Raw genomic sequence first — 18,931 nt, forward strand, 5'->3', positions numbered from 1 at the left:
CCCATGCACCTGCTCAGGACCCAGCCCGGCGGTTTCGTGTCGGATGACAACATTGCCGACCTTGGACAAACCCCCGCCGAGCTGGTGATCCTGTGCAGCGGCGATTCCAGTCTGGCGTTGCTCGCCGAGGCGGCGCAGCAGTTGCCCGATGATTACCCGAGCCTGCGCCTGGCCAACCCGATGCAGGTGCAGAATCACGCCTCGGTCGATCTTTATGTCGACGAAGTGCTGCGCCACGCCAAGGTGATTCTGATCTCGCTGCATGGCGGTATCGCCTATTGGCGTTACGGCATCGAGCGTCTGGTGGAATTGTCCCAGCGCGGTGTGCAGTTGATTCTGGTGCCGGGCGACGATCGCCCGGACCCGGAACTCAGCGATCTGAGCACCGTGATCCCCGAAGACCGCGACCGGCTCTGGCACTTCCTGCGTCAGGGCGGCATGGCCAATGCGCTCGACCTGTTTCGCTGCCTCGCCAGTCGCTGGCTGGGTCGCGACTATCCATGGTCCGAGCCGCAAACCCTGCCACGCACCGCGATCTACCACCCAAAAAAAAGCCCCGCGCACCTTCAGGATTGGCAAGCCGATTGGCAGGCCGATCAGCCGGTGGCGGCGGTGCTGTTTTACCGCTCGCACTTGCAGGCGGCGAACACCGGTTTCATCGATATTTTCTGCCAGCGTTTGCAGGCGGCGGGGCTTAACCCGTTGCCGATTGCCGTGGCCAGTCTGAAAGAATCCGGCTGCCTGATGGTGGTCGAGGACTTGCTGGATGAAGTCGAGGCGGGGGTGATTCTCAACACCACCGGTTTCGCCCAGTCCAGCCCTGAAGCGCCGCATCTGCGGCCGTTTCGTCGCAACATCCCGGTGATTCAGGCGATCTGCGCCCAGGACAACGAGCCCGGTTGGCGTGCCAGCGAGCAAGGCCTCGGTCCCCGTGACTTGGCGATGCACATCGCGCTGCCGGAGCTGGACGGGCGAATCATCAGTCGGCCAATCAGCTTCAAGGATCTGGCGTGGCGCAGCGAGCGCAGTCAGTCCGATGTGGTTTGCTATCGACCACAACCGGAACGGATGGATTTTGTCGCTGAACTGGCACGGCGCTGGATCGATCTGGCGCGAGTGCCCAACGGTGAAAAACGCATTGCCCTGATCCTCGCCAACTACCCGACTCGCGATGGACGCATCGGCAATGGCGTCGGTCTCGACACACCCGCCGCGGCGCTGAACATCCTGCGTGCACTGCATCAAGAAGGTTATCCACTACCGGCCGAGTTGCCGGACAGCGGCACCGCGCTGATCCAGCAACTGCTCGGTGGCGTCAGCAATGACCTGGACACGCTCGATCAACGTCCATGTCAGCAAAGCCTGGCGCTGGACGATTACTTTTTGATGTTCAACGCGCTGCCCGAAGCCAATCGCGAGGCGGTGCTGCAACGTTGGGGCTCGCCTGAAAACGATCCGATGTTCCGTGGCGGGCGAATGATGATTGCCGGGTTGCGCTTCGGCCTGACCTTCGTCGGCATTCAACCGGCCCGGGGTTATCAGGTTGACCCGAGCGCGGTCTATCACGACCCGGACCTGGTGCCGCCCCACGGTTATCTGGCGTTCTACTTCTGGTTGCGCAACACCTACGGCGCCCACGGCGTGATCCACGTCGGCAAGCACGGCAACCTCGAATGGCTGCCGGGCAAGGGCGTCGGGCTGTCTGAAAACTGCTGGCCCGACGCGCTGCTCGGACCGCTGCCGAACATCTATCCGTTCATCGTCAACGACCCGGGCGAGGGCGCCCAGGCCAAGCGCCGTACGCAAGCGGTGATCATCGATCACCTGATGCCACCGCTGACCCGCGCCGAAACCTACGGTCCGCTGCGTAATCTCGAATTGCTCGCCGACGAATATTACGAAGCGCAGTTGCTCGATCCACGCCGTGCCCGGGAACTGCAACGCGACATTCTGCAACTGGTGCGCGATACGCACATCGACCGCGAACTGCAACTGGACGAGAAGCTCGACAGCGATGCCGATGCGGCGATCTGGTTGCCGCGCCTGGACACCTACCTGTGTGACTTGAAGGAATCGCAGATCCGCGATGGCCTGCACGTGTTTGGCGAGTCGCCGACCGGGCGATTGCGCATCGACACTTTATTGGCCTTGCTGCGCATTCCTCGCGGCGACGGCCGTGGTGCGCAATCGAGTCTGTTGCGGGCACTGGTCAAAGCGCTCGAATTGGGCTTCGATCCACTGGAATGCGTGTTGGCCGAGCCGTGGAACGGTCCTCGGCCGGATGCCTTGCAGGCGGTCAGTGATGAGCTGTGGCGCACGGCGGGAGATACCCGCGAGCGTCTGGAACTGTTCGCCGCGCAGTTGATCGAGCAAGCCTTGAGCGCTGAAATTGCTCTGTTGAGCGAGCCAGGCTGGTCTGACGTGAGCGCGATCATCGACAGTTTGCGCGAGGTCGTCGCCCCGCGCCTGGACGCCTGCGGCCCGGCAGAGATGCGCGGCCTGCTGGATGCCCTCAGCGGTCGATTCGTCCCGGCCGGGCCGAGTGGTGCGCCCAGCCGTGGACGGCTGGACGTGTTGCCCACCGGGCGCAATTTCTATTCGGTGGACGTGCGCAACCTGCCGACCACCACGGCGTGGCGCATCGGTTTTCAATCCGCGAACCTGATTCTTGAGCGGCACTTGCAGGATCACGGCGATCATTTGCGTCAGCTCGGTCTGTCGGTCTGGGGCACCGCGACCATGCGCACCGGCGGCGACGACATTGCCCAGGCCATGGCCTTGATGGGCGTGCGGCCGGTGTGGGCGACGGGCAGTCAGCGGGTCGATGACTTCGAGATTCTGCCGTTGAGCCTGCTGGACCGGCCGCGGGTGGACGTGACCTTGCGCGTCTCCGGATTCTTCCGCGATGCCTTTGCCAACCTGATCCGGCTGTTCGACGCCGCCGTGCAAGCGGTCGCCGCGCTGGATGAGCCGGACGATCTCAACCCGCTGGCCGCCAAGGTTCGTGCCGAGCGCGAAGCGCTGCTGACGTCCGGTCTGGATGAAGAGGCGGCCAGGCGGCAGGCCGGCTGGCGGATCTTCGGGGCCAAGCCGGGTGCTTACGGTGCGGGCGTGCAGGGCGCCATCGACGGTCGCTTGTGGCAAAGCCGCGAAGACCTGGCCGAGGTTTACCTGAACTGGGGCGGCTACGCTTACGGCGGCTCCGATGAAGGCACCGCCGCCCGTGAACAATTCGCCCAGCGTCTGAGCCAGGTGCAGGCCGTGCTGCAAAACCAGGACAACCGCGAGCATGACTTGCTCGATTCCAACGACTATTACCAGTTCCAGGGCGGCATGCTGGCGGCCGTGGAGAGCCTCAGCGGCGCAGCCGCAGCGAGTTACCACGGCGACCACAGTCAGCCGGACTTGCCGAAGATCCGCACATTGAAGGAAGAGCTGAACCGGGTGATCCGTTCCCGGGCGGTCAATCCGAAATGGATCGACGGGGTGAAGCGTCATGGCTATAAAGGCGCGTTCGAACTGGCGGCGACGGTCGATAACCTGTTTGCCTTCGACGCCACTACGCAGCTGATCGACGATCACCAGTATGCGTTGCTGGCGGACGCCTATTTGCTTGATCCGGCGACCCGGGAGTTTGTCCGCGAACACAATCCCCACGCTTTGCGCGACATGACCGAACGCCTGCTCGAAGCACAGCAGCGGGGGATGTGGCAGGAGCCGGGTGAGTACCGCGAGGCGCTGGAGAATTTGTTGCTGGATATAGAAGAAGACAGTTAGCCGGATCGCCGGATCGTTCCCACGCTCTGCGTGGGAATGCAGCCCGGGACGCTCTGCGTCCCAAGAGCCGAACGCGGAGCGTCCGCAGAGGCATTCCCACGCAGAGCGTGGGAACGATCACACCACCGACCACAATGAGTAACCCTACATGACCGACACCCCCCATTTCCCGCTCTCCGCCGTGGTCGGCGCCGATGACTTGAAGCTCGCTCTGTACCTGACCGCCATCGACCCGAAAATCGGTGGCGTGCTGATCGAAGGCCCGCGCGGCATGGCCAAGTCGACCCTGGCCCGAGGCCTGGCGGACCTGCTGGCCAGTGGTCAATTCGTCACCTTGCCCCTGGGCGCCACCGAAGAACGGCTGGTCGGCACCCTCGATCTCGACGCGGCCTTGAGCGAAGGGCGCGCACAGTTTTCTCCGGGTGTATTGGCCAAGGCCGACGGCGGCGTGCTCTACGTCGATGAAGTGAACTTGCTGCCCGATCACCTCGTGGACCTGCTGCTCGACGTGGCCGCCAGCGGCACCAACCTGATCGAGCGCGACGGGATTTCCCATCGGCATTCGGCGAAGTTTGTGCTGATCGGTACCATGAACCCGGAAGAGGGCGAACTGCGTCCGCAACTGCTCGACCGCTTTGGCCTGAACGTCGCCCTCAGAGGCCATACCGCACCCGCCGAGCGCGGCCAGATCATCCGTCGTCGACTGGATTTCGACAGCGATCCGCAAGGCTTCTGCGCCGAGTGGGAAAGTCAGCAACACGCCCTGCGCGAGCGTTGCCAGAAGGCGCGTGCGGCCCTGGCGAGTATCCCGCTCGACGATGCCGCACTGGCGCAGATCACCGAGCGCTGCTTTGCTGCCGGCGTCGATGGCTTGCGGGCCGATCTGGTCTGGCTGCGCGCGGCGCGGGCACATGCGGCCTGGCGCGGTGCGAACGCCATTGCCGAAGAGGATATCGACGCGGTCGCCGAATTTGCCTTGCGTCATCGTCGTCGGGAGCATTCGACCTCTGCGCCGCAACACTCCCAAGCGCCACAGCAATCCCATGCGCAAGCCACCAACCCGAACGAAGGTCAGGGCCAGTGGGGCGAAATGCCCGCCCAGGCGCTGCCGGTCGGTGCTCGACGTGAAGTGCCGAGCTGGCCAAAAAAGCCCTAGGCATTCGCCCTCGATCAGACGCGGGGGCGAATGCCAGACCCCGCGCAGGCCGGCTGGATCAAGGTAAACAGGGCAAGCGTCACGCCGCCCGTAGCGGATCGGTCAACTGGCCCGGCACTTTGCTCAACGGCCGACCGCGTCAACACGATGACCTATTGTTCCATCTGCGGACCCGCACCCCGCATGAACTGTGGCTGGTGATCGTCGATGCCTCGGCTTCGACCCGGCGCCATCAGGCGTTGAGCGATGCCAAGGGCTTGCTGGCGCAACTGTTCGACGATGCCTATCGCCAGCGTGCACGCCTGGCGTTGTTGACCGCCAGCGGTCACCTGCCGAAGTGGCAGGTGCAAGGCTTGAAAGCCTCTGCGGGCTTACGCGATTGGCTTGAGGGATTGGGCGCCGGCGGCGGGACGCCGATGCTGGCGGCGCTGGGCGAGGCGGGGCGCTGGCTGGCGGCACGGCAAAAGCGTTTTCCGGCCGAACAGCAGCGGCTGATGCTAGTGACGGATGGACGGTTGAAGGAATGGTCGACATTGCCGGAGCTGGATTGTCCGGGGTTGCTGATCGACATCGAGCGCGGGCCGATTCGGCTCGGGCGGGCAAAGGTATTGGCAGCGCAGTTACAGGTTGATTATCGACATATCGATGAGCTGATTTCAGGTTGAGTTTTGTGCTGACAGTGCTGGCCCCATCGCATCGCTGCCCTATGCTCTGTAAGCAAACCCATCACAGGAGTGACCCATGCGCGTTCTAGCCCGCAACGATCAGGACGATTTCCGCGTCAAAGCCTACGCAGGCACCAACGGTGTGCTGCTGGCCATCGACCTGGCCGAGCCCCGCCGCAAAGGCCTGCTGGGGTTTGCCATCGAAAAACAGCAAGGCGACAAACCCTGGCTGTTTCTGTTCAACAGCCTGACCTTTCCCGGCAAGGATCATACGTTCCCCCAGTTTCACGCCACCCCCAGCGATGCCGCGCCTTTGCAGAAATTTCGCTGGGCCGATTACGCGGTCAATCCGGGTGTGACGATCCATTATCGGGTTCACCTGGCCTATGGCACTGCCGATGCGCCACAGTTGGGTGAAAGCCTGGAAGTGACGGTCACCACGGACAATGGCCTGCCCAAGGGGCAGAACGTGATTTTCAACCGGGCAGTGGCTGCCAGTCAGGCGTTCCAGCGCAAATTCGCCGACCTCGATGCGCTGCTCAGCGTCAACAAGAAAATGCCCATCGAAGAATGGCCGGACGCGCCGCGGCAATGGCTGGAAAATGGTCTGCTCGCACGCCTGCTCGGGTTTATCGAACGTGCCGTGGATGGCCAGTGGGCGCTGGACATCGCGATCTATGAATACCAGTTGCAGGCGATCGTCGATGCGGTGAACGCCGCCTTCGAGCGTGGCGTAAAGGTTCGGGTCCTGTACCACGCCCAGCCTGGCGAAGACACCACGGCGCTGAACGAAGCCAGCCTGGAAAAAATCCCGGCGGCGAACAAACGCGGGCGAGTCACCCACAATATCTTTCACGACAAGTTCATGGTCCTGAGCCGGCTCGATGCCGCGGGGCAGCATCAGCCCGAAGCAGTACTCTGCGGCAGCACCAACTTCACTGCCAACGGCGTTTACCGTCAGGCCAACGTCGTGCATGTGCTGGACGACGCTCGGATCGGCGCCACTTACCTGCAAACCTTCGAGCAGGTCTGGGCCACACCGACGGACGTCGGCGCCACGCGGGACTGGCTCACGGAACATAATCCGATGCAGCCTGACCAGCTGCTGTTCGCCGGTTTTTCACCGCGCTCGGGCGAGGGCGACTTGAGTGAGTTCATCAAGATCATCAACGCCGCCAAAAAAGACCTGCTGTTTGTCACCGCATTTACCTTGCCGGACAAAATACTCAACGCGCTGCTCGGCCAACCCCACGACGACATCTTGCGTTACGGCCTGCAAAATACGGTCAGCAGCATCACCGGTTTCCATGCCGACCGCACCGCCGAATTCGCTGCCACCGCGCTGCTCAACACCGGCCTGGAAGGCTGGCTCAAGGAAAACATGAAAGGCCAGAAGGGCAACCTGCTGGTGCACACCAAAGCCATCGTCGTCGACTTCACCAGCGATTCACCAACCATCATCAGCGGCAGCCACAACCTCAGTGACGCGGCCAGCAACGGCAATGACGAAAACTACCTGATCATCCGTGGCAACACCGACCTGGCCGATCGCTACGGGCTGGAACTGCTGCGCTTCTACGAACATTACCGGTTCCGCTACTTCGCAAAGAAACTGCAACTCAAGCAGGTCCGGCCGTTGGCGGCGGATGACAGCTGGACCGATGACTATTACCGCGAAGGTGACCTGCGGATGTTGTCGCGGCTGCGTTTTTCCGGACGATAAACACACCGGCGGGTACTTTTTGTAGCAGCTGCCGAGCAGCGCGAGGCTGTTGCTACAGGTCAGTTATTTGCCCATTGCATTACTCATCAAACGTGCATTCAATCGCTCCCGTGCCCGAGGCGCAGTGCATAAAGTGCTGAGGGTTTTCTGTAGCCACGGCAAGTCGCGACGAGGTTTGCGGGCAACTCTTTTGGGTCTGAGCTTGCCGATGTGCTTTTTGAAATGTTCTTCCAGGGTTTCCGGGGTCCCTATGCCCTTGAGCTTCGTCAGCAGCTTGCCCTTTTTGTAAAAGAGCGCAGTGGGTGTGCCTTCGACTTCCTGATGCCGAGGGGACTTGCTCGTATCCAGCATATAGATGCACGCGTGATCTTTGTACTTCTCGGCAATTTCACGGAACACCGGTCCGGCCCATTCGCAGGCGGGACAATGGTCGTTGCCGAAATACAGAATCACCGGGCGCCAGGTGTTGAGCGCTTTGCGGTAGGCCGGATCCAGTGGGTGGGTGGAAATCGAACGCATTGAAATCTCCTTTTCAAAGACTATCGAAGGCCAGTTGACGTTAAAGGAGGTGAGCGGGTGGGTCTACTGTCAGAAATTACAGGTGGGGTTCGGTGCCAGTGGTCCAAATTCCAATTTCTATGAGTAAAGGATAGATGCCAGACTTGGTTCGGAGTGCTATTTTTAGCGCCATTAAAAGCACTTCAAGGAGTAGCGTAATGACACACATTGTGCTTTCACAGGTCGTAGCGAGCATTTCCGAACTAAAGAAAAACCCCATGGGGACGGTCGCTGCCGGTGGTGGTTTGTCTGTCGCAATCCTCAACCGTAATGAGCCCGCTTTCTACTGCGTCCCAGCCAAAGAATACGAAGCGATGATGGACCGGCTTGAAGACATGGAGCTGGTAGCCCTTTGCCGCGAACGAGAAAACGATCCTACGATCAAGGTTTCTATCGATGACCTATGAGCTGGAGTTTTCTGAAAAGGCCTGGAAGGAGTGGCAGAAGCTTGGGGCAACGTTGAGGGAGCAGTTCAAGAAGAAGCTTCAGGAGCGGTTGGCTAATCCGCACGTTCCAGCGGATCGGCTGGGCGGGCTGGGTAATGCTTACAAGATCAAGCTGCGTAGTGCCGGGTATCGACTGGTTTATCGGGTTGTGGATGAGGTTCTGGTGGTGACGGTGATAGCGGTGGGAAAAAGGGAACGGGGGGATGTCTGCAAGGGCGCAGGCGAGCGGTAGAACTGCAAAAATCCCCCAGGTCCTCATACTTCAACGTTGCTCAAGCCGTACGTCATCGAAATATGATCCAAAAGCGTCGGACGGACCATCGTTTGCTTGCAGCTTGATCGTCACTTTGGTGGTACCAAGAGGTAGTGTGAAATCTACGTATTGTAATTCCCAGGACGTTCCACCTCCCATACCGAGGCGGCGGATCTCCCACGAAGGATGCATCAAGACTTGTGCTGTGCAGGCAGAACCCCTCTCCGTTTTCATTTTCACGGAAAATCGAAACTCACCCACGCTGTCGATCGTTACGTCCTGAGTGATCAGGCCTGGAAACTGCAAGACACAATAACCGTCTTTATAGCGGACTTTCTCCGGCGTATCAGAAGTCCAGTCCTTGCCCTCCTGTGTGAAATCACCATTACGTACCAAATTAGCTTTTGTGGATTGTTCAGACATGTGGAAACTCCTGTAAGTGTTTGTCAAAAGTCCGCAGGCCAGTGTTGCATGATGGAAGGCTTGAACGGCTTGCACAGATTGAGCGCCCGCAACCCGCGATCCACAACTGTCAGATCTGACAGGTATGGGCTCTAATCCGACGGGTGGTAAATCGTGCGGGCGATCCCAGAGCATGGGCGCGCCTGTCGAATTGCTTCTTTTTGGACTCTCGCGCACTCGAATGTTGCCTTGCTACCCAACCCTGTAGCCCTTGGTAGCGCTCATTGACCCGTTGTTGCTGCGCAAGTCTGCATTGGGAAATTTCCATCTCTCTGAATTTATTACCGTTTAGTAAGCAACAGGATTTTCCAGCAATCCTGTGGCACACTTTCTGCTGTCTATTCCGTTGTTACATACCTAGTTCCGGTATAGCGGAATAAACACAGCCCTGGAGTGCTTGCCATGCATCGCCGACCTTCCTTGTTTAAAGCGTGTGTTTTCGTTCTCGCGGCTTCGGCCGCTGCCGTGGGTGTCGCTCAAGCGGCAGACAGCAAGCTCGACAGCGTGCTGGCCCGTGGGAAATTGATTGTGGGCACGGGCAGTACCAATGCGCCGTGGCACTTCCAGGGAGCGGACGGCAAGTTGCAGGGTTTTGATATCGATATCGCGCGGATGGTGGCCAAGGGGTTGTTCAACGACCCGAGCAAGGTCGAGTTCGTGGTGCAGTCGTCCGATGCGCGGATTCCGAATCTGCTGACCGACAAGGTCGACATGAGTTGCCAGTTCATCACCGTGACCGCCAGCCGCGCCCAACAGGTCGCGTTCACGCTGCCGTACTACCGCGAAGGTGTTGGCCTGTTGCTGCCGGCCAACAGCAAGTACAAGGAAATCGAGGACCTCAGGGCCGCCGCCGACGGTGTGACCGTGGCGGTACTGCAGAACGTGTACGCCGAAGAACTGGTGCATCAGGCGCTGCCCAAGGCCAAGGTCGATCAGTACGACAGCGTGGATCTGATGTATCAGGCGGTGAACTCCGGCCGTGCCGACGCGGCGGCCACCGATCAGTCGTCGGTGAAATACCTGATGGTGCAGAACCCTGGCCGTTATCGCAGCCCGACCTACGCCTGGAGCCCGCAGACCTACGCCTGTGCGGTCAAACGCGGCGATCAGGATTGGCTGAACTTCGTCAACACCGTGCTGCATGAGGGCATGACCGGTGTTGAGTTCCCGACTTACGCGGCGTCGTTCAAGCAGTGGTTCGGTGTGGATCTACCGACTCCTGCGATCGGTTTCCCAGTCGAATTCAAATGATCCCGTGAGAGCGGGGCGGTTTTAAATCGCCCCGCTCAAGGTACTGCTGACCATGAACTATCAGTTGAATTTTGCCGCCGTGTGGCGCGATTTCGACACCTTGCTGGCGGGGCTCGGTCTGGGTCTTGAGCTGGCGCTGGTGTCGATCGCCATCGGCTGCGTGATCGGCCTGCTGATGGCATTTGCTTTGCTGTCGAAGCATCGCGCATTGCGGGGGCTGGCGTCGGTGTATGTGACGGTGATCCGTAATACGCCGATTCTGGTGTTGATTCTGTTGATCTACTTCGCCTTGCCGAGCCTGGGCATTCGCCTGGACAAGATCCCGTCGTTCATCATCACCCTGTCGCTGTATGCCGGGGCGTACCTGACTGAAGTGTTTCGTGGCGGGCTGCTGAGCATTCCCAAGGGGCTACGTGAAGCCGGGTTGGCGATTGGCTTGGGCGAGTGGCAGGTCAAGGCGTACATCACCGTGCCGGTGATGCTGCGCAATGTGCTGCCGGCGCTGTCGAACAACTTCATTTCGCTGTTCAAGGACACCTCGCTGGCGGCGGCGATTGCCGTGCCGGAGCTGACCTATTACGCGCGCAAGATCAATGTCGAGAGCTACCGGGTGATTGAAACCTGGCTGGTGACCACGGCGCTCTATGTTGCGGCCTGTTACCTCATTGCCATGATGCTGCGTTACCTCGAACAGCGTCTGGCGATTCGCCGATAGGAGGCCCCATGTACGAATCCCCCAGCTGGTTGCATGAGTTATGGGTGGCCCGGGATGTCCTGTGGCAGGGCTTCCTGACCAGTGTGCAGTGCTCGGGCCTGGCGATTTTGCTGGGTACGCTGGTCGGCATCGTCGCCGGCCTGGTACTCACCTACGGCACGTTCTGGATGCGCGCGCCGTTCCGGTTTTACGTCGACATCATTCGCGGCACGCCGGTGTTTGTATTGGTACTGGCCTGCTTCTACATGGCGCCGGCACTGGGCTGGCAGATCAGCGCTTTCGGGGCTGGCACTTTGGGCCTGACGCTGTTTTGCGGTTCCCATGTCGCCGAGATCGTGCGCGGTGCGTTGCAAGCGCTGCCCAGTGGCCAGATGGAAGCGAGCAAGGCCATCGGCCTGACGTTTTACCAGGCGCTGGGTTATGTGTTGTTGCCCCAGGCGTTGCGGCAGATCTTGCCGACCTGGGTCAACTCGTCCACCGAGATCGTCAAGGCGTCGACCTTGTTGTCGGTGATCGGCGTCGCCGAGCTGCTGCTCAGCACTCAACAGATCATCGCCCGGACCTTCATGACCCTGGAGTTTTACCTGTTCGCCGGATTGCTGTTTTTCGTCATCAACTACGCCATCGAATTACTCGGCCGGCACATTGAAAAGCGGGTGGCCTTGCCATGACACAAGCTCAAGTTTCGACCCAGAACCAGGCGCTGCTGGAGATTCGCGGCCTGCACAAACAATACGGCCCGCTCGAAGTGCTCAAGGGTGTCGACCTGACCATGCAGCGCGGCAATGTGGTCACGTTGATCGGCTCCAGCGGCTCGGGCAAGACCACGCTGCTGCGCTGCGTGAACATGCTCGAAGAGTTCCAGGGCGGGCAGATTCTGCTCGACGGTGAATCCATCGGCTATGACGAGGTCAACGGCAAGCGCGTGCGCCACCCGGAAAAAGTCATCGCCCGCCATCGCGCCATGACCGGCATGGCCTTCCAGCAATTCAATCTGTTCCCGCACCTCACTGCGTTGCAGAACGTCACCCTCGGTTTGCTCAAGGTGAAAAAGTTGCACAAGGACGAGGCGGTAGCGCTGGCGGAAAAATGGCTGGAGCGGGTCGGCCTGCTGGAGCGCCGCGATCATTACCCCGGTCAGTTGTCCGGCGGCCAGCAACAGCGCGTGGCGATCGCCCGGGCGATTGCCATGAACCCCAGCCTGATGCTGTTCGACGAAGTCACCTCGGCCCTCGATCCGGAACTGGTGGGCGAAGTGCTGAACGTGATCAAGGGCCTGGCCGAGGATGGCATGACCATGTTGCTGGTGACCCACGAAATGCGCTTTGCCTTTGAGGTCTCGGACAAGATCGTGTTCATGAATCAGGGGCGGATCGAAGAGCAGGGGCCGCCCAAGGAACTGTTCGAGCGCCCGCAGTCGCCGCGACTGGCGGAATTTCTCAAGAGCACCCGCTTTTAAGCCTTCATTTTTTAATCAGGAGAAACATCCATGAGCATTACTCGTTACGGCACCGGCAGCACCGCCGGTGGCGGCCAGCCCCGTCCTTTTGCCCGCGCCGTCGAAGCCGATGGCTGGCTGCACGTGTCCGGCCAAGTGCCGGCGGTGGATGGTGAAATCATCGTGGGTGGGATTGTCGAGCAGACTCACCAGACCATGAAAAACCTGATCGCGATTCTGGAAGAGGCCGGTTACGGGCTCGAAGACGTGGTGCGCACGGGCGTGTGGCTGGAAGACCCGCGGGATTTCTGGAGTTTCAACAAGGTGTTTTCCGAGTACTTCAAAAGCGAACACGCCCCGGCCCGGGCCTGCGTGCAGGCGAACATGATGGTCGATTGCAAGGTCGAGATTGATTGCATCGCGTACAAGAAGAAGGCCTGAGTTCTGGCACCGATCGTTCCCACGCGGAGCGTGGGAACGATCATTAAGGCGGCCTAACGGTCGCCACCGCACTCTGGGTAAACTCCCGGCACTTTGAATGGGACCACTGAAATGACCGAAGACACCATCAAGCGCCGGGCTCGCGGTCTGGACCGGGCGTTCGACATCCTCGATTTCCTCAAGGAAATCGGCCAGCCCCTGCGCCCGAACGAAATCGCCAGCGGCATCGGCAGCCCGAAATCCACGGTCTACGAACTGGTTGCGTCCTTATTGGAGCGGCGCATCCTCGAATCCGTGGGCAAGGAAGGTCACGTTTACCTCGGTCGTCAGCTGTACTTCCTCGGACAGGCGCATTTGCGTCATTTCGACCTGTCCCGCGAGGCCGATCAGGCCTTGCAGGAAATCGTCAGCCAGACCCGCGAAACCGCGCAGATGTGCCTGCTCAACGGGCGCAAATACACCGTGGCATTGATGAAAGAGGGTGAGCGGCATTTCCGCATTTCCTCGGACATCGGCGAAAACGCGCCGATCCCCTGGACCGCTTCCGGGCGCCTGCTGCTGGCGCATCTGAGCGATCAGCAGATCGTCGATTTGATCGACCCCGACGACTTCATCCTGCCCGACGGCGAACGCCTGCCGCTGGAGCAGTTTCTCCGGGAGATCCGCCAGGCCGCCATTGACGGATTCTTTTCCTTCGACAGCGTCGCCGACACCTTTACCCATTGCTTCGCGGCGCCGGTCAAAGACCCGAACGGCGTCGCCATCGCAACCCTGTGCATCGTCGCCCCACGGGCCGATGCGAAGAACAATTACAACGACTATCGCCGGGTGCTGATCGACAGCGCCAACAGCCTCGCCCGGCGTATCAACGAATAACAGCGGCTGCCTGCGGCCGTGTGTGAGGAGATCGACCATGTCTACTGCCATCAATACCGCCGCCGTGGAAAAGGGCGCCGCCCAGACCGGCGCCAACCTGGTGCGGGACGTCAGTCTGCCGGCCCTGGTGCTGCACCGCGACGCGCTGGAACACAACATTCGCTGGATGCAGGACTTCGTCAGCCACAGCGGCGCGGAACTGGCGCCCCACGGTAAAACCAGCATGACCCCGGCGCTGTTTCGTCGGCAACTGGACGCCGGTGCCTGGGGCATCACCCTGGCCAGTGCCACGCAAACCCGCGCGGCTTACGCCCATGGTGTGCGGCGGGTGCTGATGGCCAATCAACTGGTTGGCAAGCCGAACATGGCGCTGATCGCCGATCTGCTGGCAGACCCGACCTTCGAGTTCTATTGCATGGTCGATCACCCGGATAACGTCGCCGACCTCGGCGCGTATTTCGCTTCGCGCGGCGTGCGCCTGAACGTGATGATCGAGTACGGCGTGGTCGGCGGTCGTTGCGGTTGCCGCACCGAAGCCGAAGTGCTGGCACTGGCCAAGGCTATCAACGCTCAACCGGCGTTGGCGCTGACCGGCATCGAGGGCTACGAAGGGGTGATTCACGGTGATCATGCGGTGAGCGGCATCCGCGAGTTCGCCGCCTCCCTGGTGCGTTTGGCGGTGCAACTGCAGGACAGCGGCGCGTTCGCGATTGACAAGCCGATCATCACTGCGTCGGGGTCGGCCTGGTATGACCTGATCGCCGAGTCGTTCGAAGCGCAGAATGCCGGCGGGCGTTTCCTCAGCGTGCTGCGCCCCGGCAGTTACGTGGCCCACGACCATGGCATCTACAAAGAAGCACAATGCTGCGTGCTTGACCGTCGCAGCGACCTGCACGAAGGTTTGCGCCCGGCGCTGGAAGTCTGGGCGCATGTGCAGTCGTTGCCCGAACCGGGTTTTGCAGTGATCGCCCTGGGCAAGCGCGACGTGGCCTACGACGCCGGTTTGCCGGTGCCGTTGCTGCGTTACAAGGCCGGCGTGGTGCCGGCGACCGGCGATGATGTGAGTGCCTGCAAGGTGACGGCGGTGATGGACCAGCACGCGTTCATGACCGTGGCGCCGGGGGTTGAGTTGCGGGTGGGCGATATCATTTCGTTCGGGACTTCGCACCCGTGTTTGACGTTCGACAAGTGGCGTATCGGGTGTCTGGTGGATGAGCAGCTGAATGTCATCGAAACCATGGAAACCTGTTTCTAAGAGCCCCCACAACATGAACAACATCAGCCCCCTGGGCCCCAACATCCCGCGCATCGCCCTGATCGGCGAGTGCATGATCGAACTGCAGCAGCGCGCCGACGGCTCTCTGCAACAAAGCTTCGGCGGCGATACCCTGAACACCGCAGTCTATCTGGCCCGTGAACTGGGCGATGGCGGCACGGTGGATTACGTCACTGCCCTGGGTGACGACAGTTTCAGCGATGCGATGTGCCAGAGTTGGGCCAGCGAACATATCGGGCTAGATATGGTTCAGCGGTTGCCCGGTCGCTTGCCCGGTCTGTATTGCATCCAGACCGATGCGGCCGGCGAGCGGCGTTTTCTCTACTGGCGCAATGAAGCGGCCGTGCGCGATTGCTTTACCACCCCGGCGGCCGCGCCGATCCTGGCAGCACTGCCGGATTACGACGTGCTGTATTTCAGCGGCATCACCCTGGCGGTGCTCGGTGAGCAGGGCCGGGAGAAACTGCTGGACACCCTGATCGAAGCCCGACAGCGGGATGCGCGGATCGTGTTCGACAATAATTATCGACCACGTCTGTGGGCCTCGGTCGAGGACGCGCGGGCGGCTTATCGCCGTGTGCTGCCTTATGTCGACCTGGCGTTGCTGACGGTTGATGACGAGCAGGCGTTGTTCCACTTTTCTGATTACGCGGCGGTGTTTGCTGCTTACGAGCAGATGGGCACGCCCGAAGTGGTGCTCAAGCGCGGTGCCGAGGCGTGTCTGATTCGCTGTGACGGCGAGTCGTTCGAAGTGCCGGCGCAGGTGGTCGAACGGGTGGTGGACACCACGGCGGCGGGGGATTCGTTCAGCGCGGCGTATCTGGCTTGCCGCCTCAAGGGTGGGAGCCCGGTCGAGGCTGCTGAAGCGGGGCATCGCTTGGCGAGTCGGGTGATTCAGATTCCGGGGGCACTGATCCCCAAAGATTGAGATGCAATCTTTGGGGATGCTGTGATTTTTTTGGCAAGCCTCACCCTGTACATCGAGCCAGCCGATCAGTCCCGGTAAAACACCTGCACCAGGTGATACCCGAACTTGCTCTTGATCGGCCCATGCACCACCCGCAGCGGTTTTTTGAAGATCACCGCATCGATCGCCCCGACCATCTGCCCGGGCCGTACTTCGCCAAGGTCGCCGCCGCGTTTACCGGACGGGCAGGTGGAGTATTTCTTGGCCAGCACATCGAAGGCTTCGCCCTTGGCGATGCGTTGTTTGAGCTGCTCGGCTTCTTCCGAGGTTTTCACCAGAATATGGCGGGCTTGGGCTTTCATGGGCAGTACCTTGCAACGGTGGTGGCTATGTTGGTGCCAGCGTGGGGCGCGCGATTATGCCTTAACTCAGCCGGCTTGGCCGATCATCGTGCGAATCTTGTTGGCCAACAGGTCCATGGAAAAGGGTTTGGCTACCATGTCCATGCCTTCCTCCAGGAAGCCCTGGCGTTCGGCGGCTTTCTCGGCATAACCGGTAATGAACAGTACTTTGAGCTCCGGGCGGTGCTGACGAGCGATTTCCGCCAATTGCCGACCATTCATGCCCGGCAGCCCGACATCGGTTACCAGCAGATCGACCCGCAGGTCGGACTCCAGCAAGGGCAGGGCGCTCTGCGCATCTTCGGCTTCATGGGCGTGATAACCCAACTCTTTGAGCAGGTCGAGCACCAGCATGCGCACCGCCGGATCGTCTTCCACCAACACCACGGTTTCACCGGCAACCGCTGGCGGTGCTTCGCCGGTGACCGGCAGCTGAGCGTGTTCCGGCAGGGCGACGTGCAACCGTGGCAAATACAGGCGAACGCTGGTGCCCTGGCCAGGCCGGCTGTGCAGGCTGACGTGCCCGCCCGACTGCTGGGCGAAACCATAGATCATCGACAACCCAAGGCCGGTGCCCTGGCCGATGGGTTTGGTGGTGAAGAACGGATCGAAGGCCTTGGCCAGTACTGATGGGGTCATGCCGGCACCGTTGTCGCTGACGGCAATCATCAGGTAATCCCCGGCCCTGACTGGCTCCAGCGGAGTGACGTCGCTGCCGTCGAGGTGAACATTGGCGGTTTCGATCAACAACTCGCCGCCATCGGGCATCGCATCCCGGGCATTGATCACGAGGTTGAGCAAGGCGTTTTCCAGTTGGCTGACATCGGTACTGACCGGCCAGACCTCATCGGCCAGCTTTAGTTTGAGCTCGATGTGATCGCCCTTGGTCCGGCTGAGCAAGTCTTCCAGGGAATGCACCAGCTGGTTGGCGTCCAGTGGCCTGCGATCCAGTGACTGACGCCTTGAGAATGCCAGCAACCGATGGGTCAGGGCGGCGGCGCGATGGGCCGAGGACACCGCCGCTTCGGTGAAGCGACCGATCTCGGCCGCGCGCCCATCGGCGATGTAGCGCTGCATCAAATCGAGGCTGCCGATGATCCCGGTGAGCATGTTGTTGAAGTCATGGGCGATGCCGCCGGTGAGCTGGCCGACCGCTTCCATTTTCTGTGCATGCCGCAAGGCGTCTTCGGCGCGCTCACGCTCGAACATCTCGTTCTGCAGCCGCTGGTTGGCTTCGGCCAGTTGTTGGGTGCGAGCGCTCACGCGTTCTTCCAGGGTTTCGTTGAGGTTGCGCAGCGCCTCTTCAGTCTGTTTGCGCTCGGTCTCGTCGATCACGAAGATGTAGAAACCATTCACCGCGCCGTCTGCGCCGTGGCGTGGCAGGTAGTTCATCAGGGCCTGGCGGGTGCTGCCATCGCGGTGGTCGGCGCTGATGCTGAAACAACAGGTCTTGCCTTTCAGCGCCTCGGCGATGTATTCGGCGCGCAGGGCATAGGCTTCATCGCCGAGCACTTCACGAATGGTGCGGCCGTAAAGCTCCTGGGGCGTCAGGCCATACCATTCCAGATAGGCGGCGTTGTTCAGGCGAAAGCGCTCTTCGCGGTCCACATAACTGATCAGGATCGGCATCGCGTTGATGATCAATTGCAGCTCGGTCTGGCTTTGGCGCAAGGCCTGTTCGATGTGTTTGCGTTCGGTCAGGTCCAGCGCGGCGCCGAGAAAACGGATCGGCCGGCCATGGTGGTCCTTGTAGCAACGACCCCGGGCAAACACCCAGCGCAACTGGCCGTCGGCTTGCAGCAAGCGATATTCCTCGGCGTACTCGCTGCCATGGGTGATGCAGTGCTTGATGCTGCGGGCGATCATGGCGCGGTCTTCGGGGTGCACGCCGTGGAGGTATTCGCTGATCGGCAACTGGTTGGCCATGGCCGGATCGACGCCATGCAATTGCGCGAAGTGCGCATCGGCGATGAAACGGTCTTCGCCAATGTCCCAGTCCCAGGTGCCGACGGCATCGGTGGCGGCCAGTGCCAGTTGCAGGCGCTGCTCGGTGTCTTGCTGGGCCTTGAGGCTGGCGGCGGAGCGTTGTTCCAGTTCGAGGGCGATGCGGCGGCGTTCGTTGGTTTCGATGGCCGTGACCAGAATCCCGGCAACCTCGGCGCTTTCATTGCGAATGGGGCTGTAGGTCAAATCCAGCCAGAAGTCAGAATCCCGACCGTCGCGTTGCAAGGTGAAGCGCTGTTCGCTGTAGGTCCGCACCTGACCCTGTAGGACGGCGCTGTAAATCGGGTCGGTAAAGTCTTTGAGTTCCGGCCAGATCTGGTGCGTCGGTTGTCCGAAAGCGTGAGGGTGTTTGCTGCCGGCGAGGAAGGCGAAGCCGTCGTTGTAGATCTGGGTGAGCTGCGGGCCCCACAGCAATAGCATCGGCATTGGCGAGTGGATCACGATGTCCACCGCGGTGCGCAGGCTCTGCGGCCAGTTTTCGGCGGCGCCCAGCGGGTTGTTTGTCCAGTCCAGTCGGGCAATCAAGGCCTGGGCATCGCTGGCGGTCGGTGGTGCGTTCATCTACATGTCCTGCGCATGAGT

18 protein-coding genes are annotated in these 18,931 nt (G+C 60.9%); 14 read left to right on the plus strand and 4 right to left on the minus strand.

The genetic code is table 11. From position 1 onward, the window contains the following. The first annotated feature begins 3 nt into the window (after window positions 1–3). The 4 genes from cobN (at window position 4) to PSH69_RS12105 (ending at window position 7,321) form a co-directional block, all read left to right on the plus strand. Window positions 4–3,777: a cobaltochelatase subunit CobN gene (gene cobN, locus PSH69_RS12090; RefSeq protein ID WP_305412186.1), complete on the plus strand. Its 3,774-nt coding sequence runs from the start codon at window positions 4–6 to the stop codon at window positions 3,775–3,777. A 148-nt stretch (window positions 3,778–3,925) separates the two neighbouring features. Then, entirely contained in the window at window positions 3,926–4,933 is a 1,008-nt protein-coding gene (locus tag PSH69_RS12095) for an ATP-binding protein (protein ID WP_305412187.1), read from the plus strand. Window positions 4,934–5,052: 119 nt separating this feature from the next. Continuing rightward, window positions 5,053–5,598, plus strand: coding sequence for a VWA domain-containing protein (locus PSH69_RS12100; protein WP_370695241.1), 546 nt, complete (start codon window positions 5,053–5,055; stop codon window positions 5,596–5,598). 76 nt (window positions 5,599–5,674) lie between these two features. After that, entirely contained in the window at window positions 5,675–7,321 is a 1,647-nt protein-coding gene (locus PSH69_RS12105) for a phospholipase D-like domain-containing protein (RefSeq protein ID WP_305412188.1), read from the plus strand. Between the two features lie 63 nt (window positions 7,322–7,384). Here the strand turns inward: PSH69_RS12105 and PSH69_RS12110 are convergent, their stop codons facing one another. Further along, complete coding sequence (locus PSH69_RS12110) at window positions 7,385–7,840, minus strand: thioredoxin family protein (RefSeq protein WP_305412189.1); 456 nt, start codon at window positions 7,838–7,840, stop codon at window positions 7,385–7,387. Window positions 7,841–8,037: 197 nt separating this feature from the next. Here PSH69_RS12110 and PSH69_RS12115 point away from each other — a divergent pair, with 197 nt between their 5' ends. Further along, window positions 8,038–8,286: a type II toxin-antitoxin system Phd/YefM family antitoxin gene (locus PSH69_RS12115; RefSeq protein ID WP_305412191.1), complete on the plus strand. Its 249-nt coding sequence runs from the start codon at window positions 8,038–8,040 to the stop codon at window positions 8,284–8,286. Further along, a complete protein-coding gene (locus PSH69_RS12120; RefSeq protein WP_305412193.1) occupies window positions 8,276–8,557 on the plus strand; it encodes a type II toxin-antitoxin system RelE/ParE family toxin in 282 nt (93 codons plus the stop codon). The genes PSH69_RS12115 and PSH69_RS12120 overlap by 11 nt, the downstream gene beginning before the upstream one ends. A 30-nt stretch (window positions 8,558–8,587) precedes the next feature. Here PSH69_RS12120 and PSH69_RS12125 read toward each other — a convergent pair whose 3' ends face one another. Then, complete coding sequence (locus PSH69_RS12125; protein ID WP_019578492.1) at window positions 8,588–9,001, minus strand: hypothetical protein; 414 nt, start codon at window positions 8,999–9,001, stop codon at window positions 8,588–8,590. A gap of 441 nt (window positions 9,002–9,442) precedes the next feature. Between PSH69_RS12125 and PSH69_RS12130 the strand changes: the two genes are divergently transcribed. The 8 genes from PSH69_RS12130 to PSH69_RS12165 all read left to right on the plus strand — a co-directional run bounded on the left by PSH69_RS12130 (window position 9,443) and on the right by PSH69_RS12165 (window position 15,965). Beyond that, window positions 9,443–10,291 carry a transporter substrate-binding domain-containing protein gene (locus tag PSH69_RS12130; RefSeq protein ID WP_019578493.1) on the plus strand — a complete coding sequence of 283 codons (849 nt, stop codon included), beginning with the start codon at window positions 9,443–9,445 and terminating at the stop codon, window positions 10,289–10,291. Window positions 10,292–10,343: 52 nt separating this feature from the next. Then, window positions 10,344–11,006, plus strand: a complete 663-nt coding sequence (locus PSH69_RS12135) for an amino acid ABC transporter permease (protein ID WP_018927655.1) — start codon at window positions 10,344–10,346, stop codon at window positions 11,004–11,006. Between the two features lie 8 nt (window positions 11,007–11,014). After that, window positions 11,015–11,677, plus strand: coding sequence for an amino acid ABC transporter permease (locus tag PSH69_RS12140; protein WP_018927656.1), 663 nt, complete (start codon window positions 11,015–11,017; stop codon window positions 11,675–11,677). Next, entirely contained in the window at window positions 11,674–12,465 is a 792-nt protein-coding gene (locus PSH69_RS12145; protein WP_305412194.1) for an amino acid ABC transporter ATP-binding protein, read from the plus strand. Before PSH69_RS12140 ends, PSH69_RS12145 begins: the two co-directional genes overlap by 4 nt. A 30-nt stretch (window positions 12,466–12,495) precedes the next feature. Then, the gene (locus tag PSH69_RS12150; protein ID WP_018927658.1) at window positions 12,496–12,885 is read left to right on the plus strand and encodes a RidA family protein; all 390 of its coding nucleotides are present in this window, start codon (window positions 12,496–12,498) and stop codon (window positions 12,883–12,885) included. Window positions 12,886–12,996: 111 nt separating this feature from the next. Next, on the plus strand, window positions 12,997–13,761 hold the full coding sequence (locus PSH69_RS12155) for an IclR family transcriptional regulator (protein WP_305412196.1): 765 nt from the start codon (window positions 12,997–12,999) through the stop codon (window positions 13,759–13,761). Between the two features lie 37 nt (window positions 13,762–13,798). Next, window positions 13,799–15,016 (plus strand): amino acid deaminase, encoded by a 1,218-nt coding sequence (locus PSH69_RS12160; RefSeq protein ID WP_305412197.1) that lies wholly within the window; start codon window positions 13,799–13,801, stop codon window positions 15,014–15,016. A gap of 13 nt (window positions 15,017–15,029) precedes the next feature. Next, entirely contained in the window at window positions 15,030–15,965 is a 936-nt protein-coding gene (locus tag PSH69_RS12165; RefSeq protein ID WP_305412198.1) for a sugar kinase, read from the plus strand. A gap of 65 nt (window positions 15,966–16,030) precedes the next feature. On the opposite strand, the gene PSH69_RS12170 is transcribed toward PSH69_RS12165, so the two are convergent. Then, a complete protein-coding gene (locus PSH69_RS12170) occupies window positions 16,031–16,306 on the minus strand; it encodes a peptidylprolyl isomerase (RefSeq protein ID WP_007933743.1) in 276 nt (91 codons plus the stop codon). Window positions 16,307–16,372: 66 nt separating this feature from the next. Continuing rightward, on the minus strand, window positions 16,373–18,910 hold the full coding sequence (locus tag PSH69_RS12175; protein ID WP_305412199.1) for a PAS domain S-box protein: 2,538 nt from the start codon (window positions 18,908–18,910) through the stop codon (window positions 16,373–16,375). Window positions 18,911–18,931 lie beyond the last annotated feature (21 nt).

This window comes from Pseudomonas sp. FP1740, from assembly GCF_030687165.1.
In the GTDB taxonomy this organism is placed as follows: domain Bacteria; phylum Pseudomonadota; class Gammaproteobacteria; order Pseudomonadales; family Pseudomonadaceae; genus Aquipseudomonas.